This is a genomic window from Streptomyces sp. NPDC048606 (assembly GCF_040650855.1).
GTDB lineage: Bacteria > Actinomycetota > Actinomycetes > Streptomycetales > Streptomycetaceae > Streptomyces.
The window spans coordinates 22,684-39,570 of the sequence record NZ_JBEZIB010000021.1 but is presented as its reverse complement, the minus strand read 5'-3'; the positions used below and the strand labels follow the sequence as shown (position 1 = coordinate 39,570).

Here is a 16,887-nt window from a genome sequence, read left to right as displayed (position 1 = left end):
CCGCGCCGCACGCCACCGCTTCTTCGGGCGGATCCTGCCCGTCGCCACCGACCCGGCCCGGGTCCTGGAGGTCGACGACCCGCACGACCTCGCCCGCGCCCGCCTCCTCGCGCCCCTGCTCGACCAGCCCCTGCTCGACCAGCCCCGCCCCACCCGCCCCACCCTCACCCCACCGACCCCGCCGCGCACCGAACGAAGGGCACCCGCCGCCATGACCGTCGACGCCACCCCCCACTCCCGCCTGCGCACCTTCGGCTCGCGCACCGCCGGCCCCGGCCGGCCCGTCTACGTGGTCGGCGAGATCGGCATCAACCACAACGGCGACCTCGGCACCGCCCTCGCGCTGATCGACGCGGCCGCCGACGCCGGCTGCGACGCCGTCAAGTTCCAAAAGCGCACCCCGGAGATCTGCACCCCGCGCGACCAGTGGGACGTCGAACGCGACACCCCCTGGGGTCGGATGACCTACATCGACTACCGCCACCGCGTCGAGTTCGACGAGTCCGACTACCTCGCCATCGACGCGCACTGCGCCAAGCGCGGCATCGACTGGTTCGCCTCCCCCTGGGACACCGAGGCCGTCGCCTTCCTGGAGAAGTTCGACCTCCCCGCCCACAAGGTGGCCTCCGCCTGCCTCACCGACGACGACCTGCTGCGCGCCCTGCGCGCCACCGGACGCACCGTCGTGCTGTCGACCGGCATGTCCACCCCCCGCCAGATCCGGCACGCCGTCGAGGTGCTGGGCAGCGACAACATCCTCCTGTGCCACGCCACTTCGACGTACCCGGCGAAGGCCGAGGAGCTGAACCTGCGGGTGATCAACACCCTCCAGGACGCCTACCCGAACGTGCCCATCGGCTACTCCGGCCACGAGACCGGCCTCCAGACCACCCTGGCCGCCGTCGCCCTCGGCGCCACCTTCGTCGAACGGCACATCACCCTCGACCGCGCGATGTGGGGCTCCGACCAGGCCGCCTCCGTCGAACCCGGCGGCCTCACCCGCCTCGTGCGCGACATCCGCACCATCGAGACCGCCCTCGGCGACGGCGTCAAGCGCGTCTACGACTCCGAACTCGCCCCGATGAAGAAGCTCCGGCGCGTCCCCGGTCAGGCGGGGGCCGGCGCCCCGACCGCGGTCTGACCACCCCACCCCCCTCCTCCCAGAGCGGAGTACCCGGTGACCCCTCCCGCCCCGACCCTGGCCCTCGTCGAGAGCCCGGTCCAGCTCCTGAACGTGCTGGAGTGGGCCTACGCCCGCCACCGCGCCGCCGGTCCGCTGCTGACGGCGGTCCCGACCCAGCCCGGGCCCCTCGCGGCCAGGGCGCCCGGCGTGCAGGCGCCGCCCGCCGGGGCCCCGTACACCCCGCCCGCGTACGCCGAGCCGCTCGACGTCGTCGTCCTGCCGCCCACCGACCCCATGTCCCGCGGTCAGCTCCGCCGGATCGCCGGGATCGCCCGTGACGAGGGCCACACGGTCCACTGGCAGGAGGCCCGCGGCGGCGCGGGCGCCCCGGCGCGGGCCCTGGCCGCGCTCGCCGGCAGGGTGCGCGGGGCCCCGCGGATCGTCGTCGGGGACCCCTTCTCCCGCTTCGTGCAGCTGCTGCTGGTCCCGGCCCGCGCCGCCGAACTGGTCGTCGTGGACGACGGCACCGCCACCCTGGAGTTCGTCGCCCAGCTCGACCGGGGGGAGCGGCTGCGCCGCTGGCACCGCACCGGCGGCGGGGCCGCCTCCCGGGCGCGGGAGCTCGCGTACGCCCCGGTGTCCGCCGCGGCCCGCCGCCGGCTGACCCCGCGCGACGGGAGCGGGGTGGAGCTGTTCACCTCGATGCCGGTGGCCCCGCCGGCCGGGGCGCGCCTGCGGACCAACGACTTCGCCTGGACGCGCGCCCGCTTCGGCCCGCCCCGGCTGACCAGGGGCACCGACCTGGTCGGCACCTCCCTGGTGGAGACGGGCGTGGTCGATCCGGCCCACTACCTGCGGGCGGTGCGGTCCCTGACTGCGGAGCACGGCGCGACCCGCTACTTCGCGCACCGCAGGGAGGCCCCGGAGAAGCTCCGGGAGCTGAGCGAGGCGACCGGGCTGGAGATCGTACGGCCGGACCTGCCGCTGGAGCTGGTCGCCCGGCGCGGCCCCATCGGTCGTACGATTGTCAGCTTCCCGTCCACGGTCGTCCACACGTTGCCCTACGCACTCACCGGTACCGGTGTGACGGTGGCGGTATGCGACATCGACCCCGACTGGATCACGGCCGGCGCCTCGCCGCGCGCCCGGGGGTTCCTGGCCGGCGTGACCGAAACGGCCCGCGATGTGCGCAGACTCCCGCGCCGGCCGGCTCCGGCCGCCGGATGAGCGCGCGAGTTTACCCCCGCGCACATCCGGTCATGCGTCCAGAGGTCGGGTTTCTTTCCCCTAACGGCATGAACTTTTGGTGATCTCCGGCCAGTTGACCCATCCGTGCGCCTACCCTTCAACGGGTGAACCAGTTGATGTCCCGCGAGTCCACGTCCGCCCTGCCCGGCAAGCCCGTCCGGCCCGAGCTGCCCGGCAAGCTCCCGGATCACCTGCGTGCCGAACTGATCGCCTTCCGCCGGGACTTGCACATGCATCCCGAGCTAGGACACCAGGAGTTCCGCACCACGGCGGCGATCAAGGCCCGGCTGGAGAAAGCCGGCCTGCGCCCCCGGGTACTGAAGTCCGGAACCGGCCTGATCTGTGACGTGGGCACCTGGGACGGGGTACGGCCGATGCTGGCCCTGCGCGCGGACATCGACGCCCTGCCCATCCCGGACGCGAAGACGCACGTCGCCTACCGCTCCACCTACCCCGACCGCGCCCACGCCTGCGGCCACGACGTGCACACCGCCGTCGTCCTCGGCGCGGGCCTGGTCCTCGCGGACCTCGACCGCCAGGGCCTGCTGCCCCGGCCCGTGCGGCTGCTGTTCCAGCCGGCCGAGGAGGTGCTGCCCGGCGGGGCGACGGAGGCGATCGAGTCCGGGGTCCTCGACGGGGTGGGGCAGATCATCGCCGTCCACTGCGACCCGCGCGTCGACGCCGGACGGCTCGGCCTGCGGCCCGGCCCGATCACCTCGGCCTGCGACCGGCTGGAGGTCACCCTGTCCGGCGCCGGCGGCCACACCGCCCGCCCGCACCTGACCACCGACCTGGTGACGGCCGCCGCCCGGGTCGCCGTCGACGTACCGGCGCTGCTGGCCCGCCGGATGGACGCCCGCTCGGGCATGTCGGTCACCTGGGGCCGGATCGAGGCCGGACACGCCTGCAACGTCATCCCGATGCACGCGGAGCTGTCCGGAACCGTGCGGTGCCTGGACCTCAACGCCTGGTACGAGGCGCCCGACATGATCCACGCGGCGATCGACGAGGTGGCCACCATGCACGGGGCCAAGTTCGAGATCAACCACGTGCGCGGGGTGCCGCCCGTGGTGAACGACCCGGTGGTCACGGAGCTGCTGCGCGAGGCGATGGCCGCCCGCCGGGGCGCCGAGTCGGTCGAGGACACCGAGCAGAGCCTGGGCGGGGAGGACTTCTCCTGGTACCTGGAGCACGTCCCGGGCGCCATGGCCCGCCTCGGCGTCCGCAGGCCCGGGGACACCGCCAAGAGGGACCTGCACCGGGGCGACTTCGACGTGGACGAGGCCGCGATCGGCGTCGGAGTGGAGTTCTTCACGGCCGCCGCGCTGCTCGACGGACGGCGCGGACGACCCGTGGCGTAAAAGATCCGGCAAAACTCCCTACATCATCGGCGGGTCTGCCGTCGGAGGCGTCCAACCCTTGGTACACAAGGGCTGGACGCCTTCGCCGTTACCGATCGGTCACTGTCCGGTTCGCGACGATCCGATAACGACTCATGAACGGGCCTTTAACTGACATCTACGCGCGTTACGATCGCCGCGAAACCAGCGCCGGTCGTGGCGCTTCGGTCAGGTTTTGAAGGAGCCTCCCCTTGCGCCGGATCACCAGGATCGCCACCGTGGGCATCGCGTCCGCGGCGCTGGCCCTCTCGGCCACCGCCTGTGGCGGTAAGAAGTCCACCGACACCCCGTCCTCCGACGGCACCGCGAAGGCCGCCGCCAGCGCCGCCATCGCGTACGACATCGGTGGCCGTGGCGACCAGTCGTTCAACGACGCCGCCTACGCCGGCCTGGAGCAGGCCAAGACCCAGCTGAAGGTCGCCGGCAACGAGGCCGAGCCCACCGACGGCGAGGGCGAGGCCGACAAGGTCCAGCGCCTGACCGAGCTGGCGCGCAAGGGCAACAACCCGGTCATCGGCGTCGGCTTCGCCTACGCCCCGGCCGTCAAGAAGGTCGCCGCGAAGTTCCCGAACACCACGTTCGGCATCATCGACGACACCTCGGTCACCGGCCCGAACATCGCCAACCTCGTCTTCAACGAGGAGCAGGGCTCCTACCTGGCCGGCGTCGCCGCCGCCAAGGCGTCCAAGTCCGGCACGGTCGGCTTCATCGGTGGTGTCGAGGTCCCGCTGATCAAGAAGTTCGAGGCCGGCTTCGCGCAGGGCGTCAAGGACACCAACCCGAACGCCAAGGTCCTCACCAAGTACCTGTCGCAGCCGCCGAACTTCGAGGGCTTCGCCAAGCCCGACCTCGGCAAGGCCGCCGCGCAGGGTCAGCTGGACGCCAGCGCGGACGTGATCTACGCGGCCGCCGGTCTGGCCGGCTCGGGCGCCATCGAGGCCGCCGCCAACAAGGGCGCGTGGGCCATCGGCGTCGACTCCGACCAGTACAACCAGGCCGGTCTGTCGAAGTACAAGGAGCGCATCCTGACCTCGGTCACCAAGGACGTCTCCGACTCCGTCTTCAACCTGATCAAGTCGGTCAAGGACGGCAAGCCCGAGGCCGGCGAGATCCGCTACGGCCTCGACAAGGACGGCGTCGGCCTGGCCGACTCCAACCCCGAGTACAAGAAGATGACCGACCTCATCGCCGCCGTGGACAAGGCGAAGGCCGACATCATCGCGAAGAAGATCACCGTCAAGACCGCGCCGTAAGGCCCCGTCTGACGAACGGTCGCGGGCTCCGGGGTCCGGAAGCGGTCTCCACCGCTCCCGGGCCCCGACCCGCGTCCCTCCCCAGTCCGTGTCGACTTGTGGCCGGTTGGCCGCAAGTTTTCACTTTCGACAGTGCTACGCGCGTAGAGGCATCGTGGACGCGATACCTTCTCTCCCCCGCCCTGTCCCCCCTGCCAACTTGGCTTTCCAGCTCCTTCCGCGCCAAGGAGAGTGCGTCATCAACGCGTCCAGCCCCCCTCTCGCCGTCGAACTGCACGGCATCACCAAGCGCTTCCCCGGCGTCGTCGCCAACAAGGACATCGCGATCAGCGTCCGCAAGGGCACGGTCCACGCCTTGATCGGCGAGAACGGCGCCGGCAAGTCGACCCTGATGAAGATCCTCTACGGCATGCAGAAGCCGGACGAGGGCACCATCGCCATCGACGGGGAGCAGGTCTCCTTCAGCAGCCCCGGCGAGGCCATCGTCCGCGGCATCGGCATGGTCCACCAGCACTTCATGCTGGCCGACAACCTCACCGTGCTGGAGAACGTCGTCCTCGGCGGCGAGAAGCTCCACGGCATCGGCGCCAAGGCCCGCAAGAAGATCAAGGAGATCTCGGACGCGTACGGCCTCGGCGTGCGCCCCGACGCCCTGATCGAGGACCTCGGCGTGGCCGACCGCCAGCGCGTGGAGATCCTCAAGGTCCTCTACCGCGGCGCGAAGATCCTCATCCTCGACGAGCCGACCGCCGTGCTCGTGCCGCAGGAGGTGGACGCCCTCTTCGACAACCTGCGCGAGCTCAAGGCCGAGGGCCTGACCGTCATCTTCATCTCGCACAAGCTGGGCGAGGTGCTGAAGGTCGCCGACGACATCACCGTCATCCGCCGCGGCACCACGGTCGGCACCGCCGACCCGAGGACCGCGACCCCCAAGCAGCTCGCCGAGCTGATGGTCGGCGCGGAACTGCCCTCCCCGGAGACCCGCGAGTCCACGGTGACGGACGTCCCGATGCTCCAGGTCAAGGGGCTGACCCTGGCCGCGAGCGACGTGGTCGTCGCCGAGCCGGAGGTCCTCGCGCCCGCCGCCCCGGCCGACTCCGCCGCCCGCGAGAACGTCGCCGTCGGTCGCCTGCTCCTGGACGACGTCGACTTCACGATCCACAAGGGCGAGGTCCTCGGGATCGCCGGCGTCGAGGGCAACGGCCAGACCGAGCTCATCGAGGCCCTCATGGGCATGGCTTCGGCCGACTCGGGCGTCATCACGCTGGACGGCAAGGACATCACCAAGTCGCCCGTCCGCGCCCGTCGCGAGGGCGGCATCGGGTACATCCCCGAGGACCGTCACCGCCACGGCCTGCTCCTGGAATCCCCCCTGTGGGAGAACCGCATCCTCGGTCACGTCACCGAGGCGCCGAACTCCAGGAAGGGCATCCTCGACCCGAAGGCCGCGCGCAAGGACACCGAGCGCATCGTGCGCGAGTACGACGTCCGCACGCCCGGCATCGACGTCACCGCGGCCTCGCTCTCCGGCGGCAACCAGCAGAAGCTGATCGTCGGCCGCGAGATGAGCCACAACCCGAAGTTCCTCATCGCCGCCCACCCGACCCGCGGTGTGGACGTCGGTGCGCAGGCGCAGATCTGGGACGCCATCCGCGAGGCCCGCCGCGAGGGCCTGGCCGTGCTCCTGATCTCCGCCGACCTGGACGAGCTCATCGGCCTGTCCGACACCCTGCGCGTGATCTACCGCGGCCGCCTGGTCGCGGACGCCGACCCCGCGACCGTCACCCCCGAGGAGCTCGGCACCGCCATGACGGGCGCCGCCTCCGGGCACCTGGAAGCCCCCGACAACCACTCCGCCGCCGGTACCGACGCTGGTACCGACTCCCCGGAGGACGAGGCCCGATGAAGAAATTCGACAAGGACCGGCTGCTCATCGCCGCCGCGGGACCGCTGCTCGCGCTGGTCACCGCCTTCCTGCTGACCATGGTCGTGCTGGCGGCGACGGGCATCGACCCGATCGAACCGCTGCGCCTCATGGTCGAGAACGCCGGTTACGAGGACGTCCAGGTCCTCATCCTCAACCAGGCGGGCACGTACTACCTGGCAGCCCTGGCCGTCGCCATCGGCTTCCGCATGAACCTCTTCAACATCGGCGTCGACGGCCAGTACCGCCTGGCCGCGATGGTCTCCGCGGTCGTCGGCACGGCCGTCACCCTGCCGGGCCCGCTGCACATCCTGCTGATCGTGCTCGTCGCCATGCTGACCGGTGCCTTCTGGTCCGGCATCGCCGGTGTCCTCAAGGCCAAGCGCGGCGTCAGCGAGGTCGTCTCGACGATCATGCTGAACGCCATCGCGACCAGCCTGATCGCCTGGCTGATCCTGCCGAAGAACCTCGGCGTGCAGCCCGAAGGCTCCAACGACCTGACGACCGGCGACATCGCCGAGTCCGGCTGGTTCCCCGCCCTGACGATCGGCGACGGGCTGGAGATCTACGGCTTCACCTTCGTGGCCTTCGCCCTGGGCGTCGTCTACTGGTTCGTGCTCAACCGCACCCGCTTCGGCTTCGACCTGCGCGCCACCGGTGCCAGCGAGTCCGCCGCCCAGGCCTCCGGCGTGGACGCCAAGAAGATGATCATCACCTCGATGCTGATCTCGGGCGCCGTCGCCGGTCTGTCCGGCATGCCGCAGCTGCTGGGCGAGACGCACACGTACAACCTGTCCTTCCCGGTGGGCGTCGGCTTCACCGGCATCACCATCGCGCTGCTCGGCCGCAACAGCCCGGTGGGCATCCTCTTCGCCGCCTTCCTGATGGCCTTCATCGACAAGGCCTCGGCCTCGCTCGACACGGCCGGGTTCGCGAAGGAGATCGGCACGATCATGAAGGGCCTGATCGTGATCGCGGTGGTCGTCTCCTACGAGCTCGTCCGCCGTTACGGGATCCGCCGCCAGCAGCAGAAGGTCGGCGAGGAACTGGCCGCGGGCCACGCCATCAAGACCGAGAAGGAGGTCGCGGCGTGAGCACCAGCACCGTTCCCACGAAGAACGCCGCCCCGAAGAAGCAGGGCGGCCGCTCGAAGCTCAGCCTGGCCACCATCATGCTGATCATCGCCGGCGGCCTCGCGCTCGTCTCGCTGGTCCGCATCATCAGCGGCGCCAACGACCTGACCTCCGTCGGCCAGGTCTCCGGCGCCCTCTCCCTCGCCGTGCCGATCGGCCTCGCCGGTCTCGGCGGTCTGTGGGCCGAGCGCGCGGGCGTCGTCAACATCGGCCTCGAAGGCATGATGATCCTCGGCACCTGGTTCGGTGCCTGGGCCGGTTACCAGTGGGGCCCCTGGACCGGTGTCCTCGTCGGCATCGCCGGCGGCGCGCTCGGCGGCCTGCTCCACGCGATCATCACCGTCACGTTCAACGTCAACCACATCGTCTCCGGTGTGGCCGTGAACATCCTGGCGCTCGGTTTCACCCAGTACCTGTCGAACTTCACCTTCGCCGACGCCCCGGGCGGCTCCTCCAAGCAGTCCCCGCGCGTCGAGGAGATCTACAAGATCACCGTGCCGGGGCTGTCCGACTGGATGGACAGCCTCCAGGGCAAGCACTGGTTCTTCGTCTCCGACCTCGCCGGCGTGATCGGCGGCCTCGTCACCGGTCTGTCCCTGCTGACCGTCGTCGCGCTGCTGCTCATCCCCGGCACCTGGTGGGTGCTGTGGCGCACCACCTTCGGCCTGCGCCTGCGCTCCTGCGGCGAGAACCCGATCGCCGCCGAGTCCCTCGGCGTCAACGTGTACAAGTACAAGTACATCGCCGTGGTCGTCTCCGGCGCCCTCGCCGGTCTCGGCGGCGTCTTCCTCTCCGAGGTCGCCAGCCCGATCTACCAGGAGGGCCAGACCGGCGGTCGCGGTTACATCGGTCTCGCCGCGATGATCTTCGGCAACTGGATGCCGGGCGGCATGGCGCTGGGCGCCGGCCTCTTCGGCTTCGTCGACAGCCTCAAGCTGCGCGGCTCCGAGAACGTCCACGCCCTGCTGCTCCTGGTCGCGATCCTGCTGGTGCTCGTCGCGGCGTGGCAGGCGTACCGCAAGAAGTACCTCCAGGCCGGCATCTCGGCGGTCTTCGCCGTCCTGCTGTTCGTCTGGTACGCGACGACCGACTCGATCCCGAGCCAGTTCGTGGACGCCGCCCCGTACCTGACGACGCTGCTCGTGCTCGCCCTGTCGGCGCAGCGCCTGCGGATGCCGAAGGCGGACGGCATGCCGTACCGCAAGGGCCAGGGCAAGTGACCCCGGACCCCGCGGCGCACGAGGGCGCCGGCGTGGACTGGGAGGCCCTGCGGGTCGCGGCGCGCGAGGCGATGACCCACGCGTACGCCCCCTACTCGGGCTTCCCGGTCGGCGTCGCGGCCCTCGTGGACGACGGGCGGGTCGTGACCGGCTGCAACGTCGAGAACGCCAGCTACGGCCTCGGCCTGTGCGCGGAGTGCGGCCTGGTCTCCGCCCTCCAGGCCGGCGGCGGCGGTCGGCTGACCCACTTCACCTGCGTGGACGGCAAGGGGCAGAGCCTCGTGCCGTGCGGGCGCTGCCGTCAGCTGCTCTACGAGTTCGGCGGTCCCGAGTTGCTGGTGGAGACGCCGGACGGGATCCTGCCGCTGAGCGCGATGCTGCCGCAGGCCTTCGGGCCCGACCACCTGAAATAGCCGTACCGACGGCCCTTCGCCCCCGCGGGCGGAGGGCCGTCTCCCTTCCCCTCTCCCCAACCCCTCTCTCTATGCGCGTAGAAGGAAGTCACCTCATGGACGTCATCTCCGTCATCCGCACCAAGCGGGACCGCGGCGAGCTCAGCCCCGAGCAGATCGACTGGGTCATCGACGCGTACACCCGCGGGGTCGTCGCCGACGAGCAGATGTCTGCGCTGGCCATGGCCATCCTCCTCAACGGCATGAACCGCTCCGAGATCGCCCGCTGGACCGCGGCGATGATCGCCTCCGGCGAGCGGATGAACTTCGACTCCCTCTCCCGCCCGACCGCCGACAAGCACTCCACCGGCGGCGTCGGCGACAAGATCACCCTCCCGCTGGCCCCGCTCGTCGCCGCCTGCGGCGCGGCCGTGCCGCAGCTCTCCGGCCGCGGCCTCGGCCACACCGGCGGCACCCTCGACAAGCTGGAGTCCATCCCCGGCTGGCGCGCGCTGCTCTCGAACGAGGAGATGCTGAACGTCCTCGACACCACCGGCGCCGTCATCTGCGCCGCCGGCGACGGCCTGGCCCCCGCCGACAAGAAGCTCTACGCCCTGCGCGACGTCACCGGCACCGTCGAGGCCATCCCGCTGATCGCCTCCTCGATCATGTCGAAGAAGATCGCCGAGGGCACCGGCTCGCTCGTCCTGGACGTCAAGGTCGGCACCGGCGCCTTCATGAAGAACATCGAGGACGCCCGCGAGCTGGCCTCCACGATGGTCGCCCTCGGCACCGACAGCGGCGTCAAGACGATCGCCCTGCTCACCGACATGTCCACCCCGCTGGGCCTCACCGCGGGCAACGCCCTGGAGATCCGCGAGTCCGTCGAGGTGCTGGCGGGCGGCGGCCCCTCCGACGTCGTCGAGCTGACCCTGGCCCTGGCCCGGGAGATGCTGGACGCCGCCGGCATCAAGGACGCCGACCCGGCCAAGGCCCTCGCCGACGGCTCCGCGATGGACGTGTGGCGCCGGATGATCGCGGCCCAGGGCGGCGACCCGGACGCGGCCCTGCCCGTCGCCCGCGAGCAGCACGTGGTCACCGCCTCCGCCTCGGGCGTCCTGACCCGCCTGGACGCGTACGCGGTCGGCGTCGGCGCCTGGCGCCTGGGCGCGGGCCGCGCCCGCAAGGAGGACCCGGTGCAGGCCGGCGCCGGCATCGAGCTGCACGCCAAGCCGGGCGACACGGTCACCGCGGGCCAGCCGCTGATGACCCTGCACACCGACACCCCGGAGAAGTTCGAGTACGCCCTGGCCTCCCTGGAGGGCTCCTACGACGTCGCCCCGGCGGGCACCGCGTTCTCGCCGACCCCGATCGTCCTGGACCGCATCGCGTAACGGTCCCCCCTGGGGCACCGCCCCGGGGCGAAGCCCTCCCGCACCCCACGGCGCGGGAGGGCTTCGTCGTACCGCCCCGCGCCCGGCCGATGAGTTCCGGGGCCCCGGCGAGTCAGCCCCTCGTGACGACCCCACGCATCGAACTGCCCGGACCCGGCCCCCGCCGCGCGGAGGTGCCCCTGCTGTGCGCCCGACTGGCCCGCCTCTACGACGACGGGGCCCGGGCGGTGGTGTGCGACGCGACCGCCGTCACGGCGCCGGACCTCCTCGCCGTCGAGGCCCTGGCCCGGCTGCGGCTGACCGCCCGCGGACGCGGCGCGTTCACCGTCGTCGGGGCGCCGCCGCCCTTACGCGCCCTGCTGGGCCTCGTCGGTCTCGTCGAGCTGCTCGGGGAGGTCGAAGAGCGGGAACCAGCGGTCGGTGTCGAGGAAGGCGTTCAGCCCGACGATCTTCCCCTGTGAGACCTCCAGCACCTGGAGCGCCCACGGCACGTACCCGGGCGCGCCGTCCTCGCGCGGCCGGTACTGGCCGAAGGCCGGCAGACCGTTCGCCGTGGTGGGCACCAGGCGCGAGCCCTTGCAGCCGATGCCCTGCTCCAGGTGCCAGGCGGCGATGTCCTCGTGCCCGCGCAGCCACAGGTCGTACGGCGGCATCGACAGCACCGCGTCCTCGTGCAGCAGGGTGGTCAGCCGGGTGATGTCGTAGGCCTCGAAGGCCGACAGGTACGCCTCCAGCAGCTTGGCCTGCTCCCCGTCGAGCGGGTCGACGGGGTCGCTCGCGCGCAGTTCGCGGCCCGCGAGGGTGGCCCGGGCCCGTTGCAGGGCGCTGTTCACGGAGGCCACGGTGGTGTCGAGGAGCCGGGCCACCTCGTCGGCCTTCCAGGCCAGCACCTCGCGCAGGATCAGCACGGCCCGCTGCTTGGCCGGCAGGTGCTGGAGGGCGGCGACGAAGGCCAGCCGCACCGATTCCCTGGCCAGCGCCGTCTCGGCCGGATCGGCGGTCTGCGGCAGCACCCGCCCGTCCGGCACCGGCTCCAGCCAGGTCACCTCGGGCCGCTCGTTGAGCACGGCGGAGGCCTGGTGCTGCGGGGCGCCGAAGTCCATCGGGCGGGCCCGCTTGCGGCCCGCGTTCAGCTGGTCCAGGCAGACGTTGGTGGCGATCCGGTACAGCCACGAACGCAGCGAGGAACGGCCCTCGAACCGCGCGTGGGCCCGCCAGGCGCGGATGTACGTCTCCTGCACGGCGTCCTCGGCGTCGAAGGCCGAACCGAGCATCCGGTAGCAGTAGCCGGTCAGCTCCACCCGGTGGCGCTCCATCGCGGAGTCCAGATCGGTCGGGTCCGCTTCCGTCGGCGTGGTGGCGAGATCACTCATGGCTGTCGTCCCCCAGGTGGTTTCCGCTCTCTTCGGAAACTACCCGAGGGCACTGACAACGGCAGCCGGGGAGGGCTCAGGTCCCGGGCTTGCGGCCGTACACGTAGACGTCCTCGCCGTTGCCCAGCATGCTCCAGTAGGCCTTGGCGTCGGTCGTGGTCATGTTCACGCAGCCACCGGAACCGGGCGGGTTCCACATGCTCTTGGTGACCGAGTGGAAGGCGATGCCCCCGTCGAAGAACTGCGAGTAGGGCATCGCGACGTTGTAGATCGTCGACCAGTGGTTGATGCTCCGGTAGTAGATCTTCTTCAGGCCGGTCCGGGTCGGGGTCCCGGCCTTGCCCGTGCGGACCGGCACCGGACCGTACTTCAGCACCGTGCCGTCCTGGATCCAGCTGAGCTGCCGCGTCAGGTCGACGCAGGCGATCCGGCCCCGGTTGGTGGGGCACTGACCGGCGGCGTTCGGGTTCTTCCCGGCCGCCCGCTGGGCCAGCATCGTGTTCATCGTCTGCCACGTCAGCGGGCCCGCGTACCCCGCCGTCGGCGTGATCCCGTGGGTGGCCTGGAAGCTCTGGATGGCGAGGCAGTCGGCCGCCGACTGCACCCCGTCCACCGGCCGCCCCAGGAACTGCTCCACCTGCCGCTGGTGCGGCCCCGTGGTCACGTTGCAGGCGGCGGCCGACGCCGATCCGCCCCCCGCGACCACCAGCGGCGCGGCCAGTGCCAACGCCCCGCCGAACACCACCGCGGCCCGTCGCCGCGCGCGCGTGCGTATCCCCGCCATCCGGTCCCTCCCCTGTCGGAATCGCACCTTGACGGATCGATGCCCGCCCGACAAGGGGGTGGACCGTAACGGGACGGCGTATTTTTCCTCAGCCCGGGAGCCGGCCCGGACTCGGCCTGGGGCCGGCTCCCGAACCGGCTCCCCGACCCCGCTCCCGCCTCAGCGCGCCGCGGCGGCCACGGCCGACAGCCGGCGCTCGGCGCGCGCTGCGTGCGAACCCCACAGGGTGATCGCGACGACGCCCACCACCGCGAGCAGCGCGATCCCGACCGTGGCCGCCCAGCCCGAGGCGTGGTAGGCCAGCGCGCCCAGGGTGCCGCCGGCGCTGGAGCCGAGGTAGTACGCGGACTGGTACAGCGCCGAGGCCTGCGCCCGGCCCGTCGTCGCGGTCCGGCTGACCGCCGCCGAGGCCACGGCGTGACCGGCGAAGAATCCCGCGGTGATCAGCACCAGCCCCGCCAGGATCGCGGCCAGCGAGTCCGCGAGGGACAGCAGCAGACCCAGCGCGGTCGTGGTCACGGCCAGGTACAGCGCCCCGCGCCGCCCGGCCCGCGCCACCAGCCCGCCCGCCGCCGCCGAGGAGACCGTCCCCACCAGGTACACCAGGAAGATCGACCCGACGACGCCCTGGCCCAGCGAGAACGGCTCGTCGATCAGCCGGTAGCCGATCACCGTGTACACCGCCCCGAAGACGGTCATGAACAGCGCGCCGATCCCGTACAGCCGCAGCAGCAGCGGATCGCGCAGGTGCCCGGCGACGGTACGCCCCACCGCGCGCGGATCCAGCGAGGCCGGACGGAAGAACCGCGCCCGGGGCAGCAGCACCAGGAAGGCCACCGCGCACGCCAGCGCCATCAGTCCGACGGCCGTCAGCCCGGCCCGCCAGCCCCACGCCTGCGCGGCCCACCCGGTGACGACGCGGCCGCTCATGCCGCCGATGGAATTGCCCGCCACGAACAGGCCGATCGCCCCGACCAGTGCCTTCGGTCGGACCTCCTCCGCCAGGTAGGCCATCGCGGAGGCGGGAACGCCGGCGATCGCCGCTCCCTGCACCGCCCGCAGCACGACCAGCCACTCCAGGTTCGGCGCGAACGGCACCAGCAGGCCGACGGCCACGGCGACCACCAGCGACCAGGTCATCATCCGGGTCCGGCCGAACCGCTCCGACAGGGCGCTCAGCGGCAGGACGAACAGGGCGAGCGAGCCGGTGGCCGCGGACACCGTCCAACTGGCCTGACCCGCCGTCACGCCGAACCCGGCGGAGATCGCGGGCAGCAGGGCCTGGGTGGAGTAGAGGAGGGCGAAGGTGGCGAGTCCGGCGGCGAACAGCGCGAGGCTCATCCGGCGGTAGCCGGGTCGGCCGGGCGCGTGCCGCTCGGGCGCGTGCCGCTCGGGGGCGCGCGGTGCGGGGCGCGGGTCCCGGGCGGGGGCCTCGTAGGGGAGAGGGGACGACGGGGTGGAGGCGCCCGGCTTCACGGGCGCCCCGGTATGAGCGGGAGGCATACGTCGACGGTAGGCCCGTCTTTTTCATGCGTCCAATGCACGAATTCGCCATAATCGATCCACTCACGCATCAGCGCAGTTCAGAGGGGCGCATGTCAACGAACCGTTACGAAGAAGACATGGCCGTGACAACCATGCTGGCCCCCAGGCTGGCCTGGTTCGCCGCCGTCGCCCGGCACGAGCACGTCACCCGCGCCGCGCAGGAGCTGGGCGTGCCCCAGTCCACCCTGTCCCGGGCCGTGGTCCGCCTCGAACAGGACCTGGGCGTCACGCTGTTCGCCCGCAAGGGCCGCACCGTCACCCTCACCACCGCGGGCCGCGCCTTCCTCGCCTCCACCGAGCAGGCCCTCGACAAGATCGCCCACGCCGCCGGATCCGTCCAACGGGACGCCGACCCCGCCTTCGGCAAGGTCGCGTTCGGCTTCCTGCACACCCTGGGCCCCGAGACCGTGCCCGGCCTGATCCGGGCCTTCCGCGCCGACCACCCGGGCGTGCGCTTCGCGCTCGTCCAGAACTACGGCGAGGCCATGCTGGAGAAGCTGCGCGCCGGCGAACTCGACCTCTGCCTCACCTCCCCGCTGCCCGACGCCCCCGACCTCGTGGCCCGACGCCTGGACGAACAACGGCTGCGCCTGGTGGTCCCCGACGACCACCGCCTCGCCGTGCGCAAGCGGATCCGCCTCGCCGAGGCCGCAGAGGAAACCTTCGTCACCCTGGAGGCCGGCTACGGCCTGCGCCGCATCACCGACGACCTGTGCGCGGAGGCCGGCTTCACCCCGCGCGTGGCCTTCGAGGGGGAGGAGGCCGAGACCCTGCGGGGCCTGGTCGCAGCCGGTCTCGGCGTGGCCCTGCTGCCGCCGCCCGCCGTGCCCCGGCCGGGGGTGGTCGAGCTGACGGTGACCGCCCCGCGCGCCGTCCGGGAGATCGGCGTCGCCTGGCTCGACGGCCACCCCGACACCCCGCCGGTCGCGGAGTTCAAGCGGTTCCTCCTCTCGCGGCGCGGTCGCCTGATCCCGGAACTGGAACCCCCGGCCTGACCGGCCGCCACCCCGCCGACCCCACCGCGCCTAGGCGGTGTCCTCCGCCCCGTCCTTCTCCGCGTTCAGGGACAGCAAGTACCCCATCTGGAAACGGGACTTGGCGCCCACCGCCCGCATGATCTCCGCGATGTGCCGCTGACAGGTGCGCTCCGACATCCCGAGCCGGCGCGCGATCACCTTGTCCTCCAGCCCCTCCGACAGCAGCCGCACGATCGTCTGCCGCAGCTCGTCGGAGAGGGAGCGGGCCGCCTCCGGGCTCACCGTCGTGGGGAACGGCCGCGCGCCCAGCCAGGACCGTTCGAAGGCCGCCGTCATGAAGTGCACGACGCTCGGCTCCCGCACCACCAGGGCCGCCCCGGCCCGGTCCGGCACCGCCATCAGCCCCGTCCGCTCGTCGAAGACCAGCATGCGCATCAGCCCGTCGCCCAGGGTGCGCACCTGCGCGCCCAGCGCCGTCACGCGTTCCACGTACGCCGCCGTCGGCCGCGAGTAGCGCGCCGTGTGCTGGTAGATCGTCCGCATCCGCACCCCGCGCGCCAGCAGCGACTCGTCCCGCCCGACGGCCTCCTCCAGGGTCTCCAGGGGCCGCCCCCCGCCCGGCTGCGAGGTGAGCAGCTCCCGCTCGCACCCCGCCACCAGCTCGGAGATCAGCCCGCGCACCGCCCCCAGGTCCGTCACCAGCTCCAGCCGCTCGCCGGCGCCCGGCTCCCGGCGCGCGCTGCCCGCCTCGTACGCGGGCACCAGCGCCTCCAGGCGCCCGCGCAGCCGGTCCATCTCGTCGTGGGTCTCCCGCACCAGCAGCGCCAGCGGGGCCAGGGCCCGGGCCGCCGCCGCCCGGGGCGCCACCGCGCTCCAGCGGTCCGGCCCGCCGCCGGGGGCGCGCTGCAACAGGTGTGCCGCGGCCAGCTCGGTGACGGCGGCGCCCGCGCGGGCGCCCAGCGCGGTGGTGGCCTCCTGCGGCGTGAAGGAGTGCCGCTCGACGGCGTACGCGTACAGGCGGCGCGCGGCGGGGCTCAGCTCGCCCGCGCGCGGGCCGCGGGTCCCGTCGGGCCCCGCAGTCCCGTCGACCCCGCTGACTCCGTCGGCTTCGGCTGGCATAT

Annotated in this window: 15 protein-coding genes; 11 read left to right on the top strand and 4 right to left on the bottom strand. The window is 72.3% G+C overall.

Going from position 1 to position 16,887, the window contains the following annotated elements; translation table 11 throughout:
- The first annotated feature begins 211 nt into the window (after nucleotides 1–211).
- From AB0D01_RS22695 to AB0D01_RS22650, 10 genes are all read left to right on the top strand, one after another.
- Nucleotides 212–1,141 carry an N-acetylneuraminate synthase family protein gene (locus AB0D01_RS22695; RefSeq protein ID WP_363058164.1) on the top strand — a complete coding sequence of 310 codons (930 nt, stop codon included), beginning with the start codon at nucleotides 212–214 and terminating at the stop codon, nucleotides 1,139–1,141.
- Nucleotides 1,142–1,177: 36 nt separating this feature from the next.
- Nucleotides 1,178–2,350 carry a hypothetical protein gene (locus AB0D01_RS22690; protein WP_363057978.1) on the top strand — a complete coding sequence of 391 codons (1,173 nt, stop codon included), beginning with the start codon at nucleotides 1,178–1,180 and terminating at the stop codon, nucleotides 2,348–2,350.
- A 137-nt stretch (nucleotides 2,351–2,487) separates the two neighbouring features.
- Nucleotides 2,488–3,732, top strand: a complete 1,245-nt coding sequence (locus tag AB0D01_RS22685; RefSeq protein WP_363058162.1) for an amidohydrolase — start codon at nucleotides 2,488–2,490, stop codon at nucleotides 3,730–3,732.
- A 230-nt stretch (nucleotides 3,733–3,962) separates the two neighbouring features.
- Nucleotides 3,963–5,024, top strand: coding sequence for a BMP family ABC transporter substrate-binding protein (locus AB0D01_RS22680; protein ID WP_363057976.1), 1,062 nt, complete (start codon nucleotides 3,963–3,965; stop codon nucleotides 5,022–5,024).
- A gap of 271 nt (nucleotides 5,025–5,295) precedes the next feature.
- Entirely contained in the window at nucleotides 5,296–6,930 is a 1,635-nt protein-coding gene (locus tag AB0D01_RS22675) for an ABC transporter ATP-binding protein (protein WP_363058160.1), read from the top strand.
- The gene (locus AB0D01_RS22670; protein WP_363057974.1) at nucleotides 6,927–8,042 is read left to right on the top strand and encodes an ABC transporter permease; all 1,116 of its coding nucleotides are present in this window, start codon (nucleotides 6,927–6,929) and stop codon (nucleotides 8,040–8,042) included. Before AB0D01_RS22675 ends, AB0D01_RS22670 begins: the two co-directional genes overlap by 4 nt.
- Nucleotides 8,039–9,301, top strand: a complete 1,263-nt coding sequence (locus tag AB0D01_RS22665) for an ABC transporter permease (RefSeq protein ID WP_363057972.1) — start codon at nucleotides 8,039–8,041, stop codon at nucleotides 9,299–9,301. Before AB0D01_RS22670 ends, AB0D01_RS22665 begins: the two co-directional genes overlap by 4 nt.
- Nucleotides 9,298–9,714, top strand: a complete 417-nt coding sequence (locus tag AB0D01_RS22660; protein WP_363057970.1) for a cytidine deaminase — start codon at nucleotides 9,298–9,300, stop codon at nucleotides 9,712–9,714. Before AB0D01_RS22665 ends, AB0D01_RS22660 begins: the two co-directional genes overlap by 4 nt.
- Nucleotides 9,715–9,809: 95 nt before the next feature.
- Nucleotides 9,810–11,087 carry a thymidine phosphorylase gene (locus AB0D01_RS22655; protein ID WP_363057969.1) on the top strand — a complete coding sequence of 426 codons (1,278 nt, stop codon included), beginning with the start codon at nucleotides 9,810–9,812 and terminating at the stop codon, nucleotides 11,085–11,087.
- A 122-nt stretch (nucleotides 11,088–11,209) separates the two neighbouring features.
- On the top strand, nucleotides 11,210–11,548 hold the full coding sequence (locus AB0D01_RS22650; RefSeq protein ID WP_363057967.1) for an STAS domain-containing protein: 339 nt from the start codon (nucleotides 11,210–11,212) through the stop codon (nucleotides 11,546–11,548).
- Here AB0D01_RS22650 and AB0D01_RS22645 read toward each other — a convergent pair.
- The 3 genes from AB0D01_RS22645 to AB0D01_RS22635 all read right to left on the bottom strand — a co-directional run bounded on the left by AB0D01_RS22645 (nucleotide 11,435) and on the right by AB0D01_RS22635 (nucleotide 14,747).
- Nucleotides 11,435–12,460 (bottom strand): sigma-70 family RNA polymerase sigma factor, encoded by a 1,026-nt coding sequence (locus AB0D01_RS22645; protein ID WP_363057965.1) that lies wholly within the window; start codon nucleotides 12,458–12,460, stop codon nucleotides 11,435–11,437. The two genes, AB0D01_RS22650 and AB0D01_RS22645, sit on opposite strands and share 114 nt — an antisense overlap.
- A gap of 76 nt (nucleotides 12,461–12,536) precedes the next feature.
- On the bottom strand, nucleotides 12,537–13,244 hold the full coding sequence (locus tag AB0D01_RS22640) for a L,D-transpeptidase (protein WP_363057963.1): 708 nt from the start codon (nucleotides 13,242–13,244) through the stop codon (nucleotides 12,537–12,539).
- A gap of 159 nt (nucleotides 13,245–13,403) precedes the next feature.
- Nucleotides 13,404–14,747, bottom strand: coding sequence for an MFS transporter (locus tag AB0D01_RS22635; protein WP_363057961.1), 1,344 nt, complete (start codon nucleotides 14,745–14,747; stop codon nucleotides 13,404–13,406).
- 119 nt (nucleotides 14,748–14,866) lie between these two features.
- Here AB0D01_RS22635 and AB0D01_RS22630 point away from each other — a divergent pair, with 119 nt between their 5' ends.
- Nucleotides 14,867–15,784, top strand: coding sequence for a LysR family transcriptional regulator (locus tag AB0D01_RS22630; RefSeq protein WP_363057960.1), 918 nt, complete (start codon nucleotides 14,867–14,869; stop codon nucleotides 15,782–15,784).
- Nucleotides 15,785–15,814: 30 nt separating this feature from the next.
- On the opposite strand, the gene AB0D01_RS22625 is transcribed toward AB0D01_RS22630, so the two are convergent.
- Complete coding sequence (locus tag AB0D01_RS22625; protein ID WP_363057958.1) at nucleotides 15,815–16,885, bottom strand: helix-turn-helix transcriptional regulator; 1,071 nt, start codon at nucleotides 16,883–16,885, stop codon at nucleotides 15,815–15,817.
- Nucleotides 16,886–16,887 lie beyond the last annotated feature (2 nt).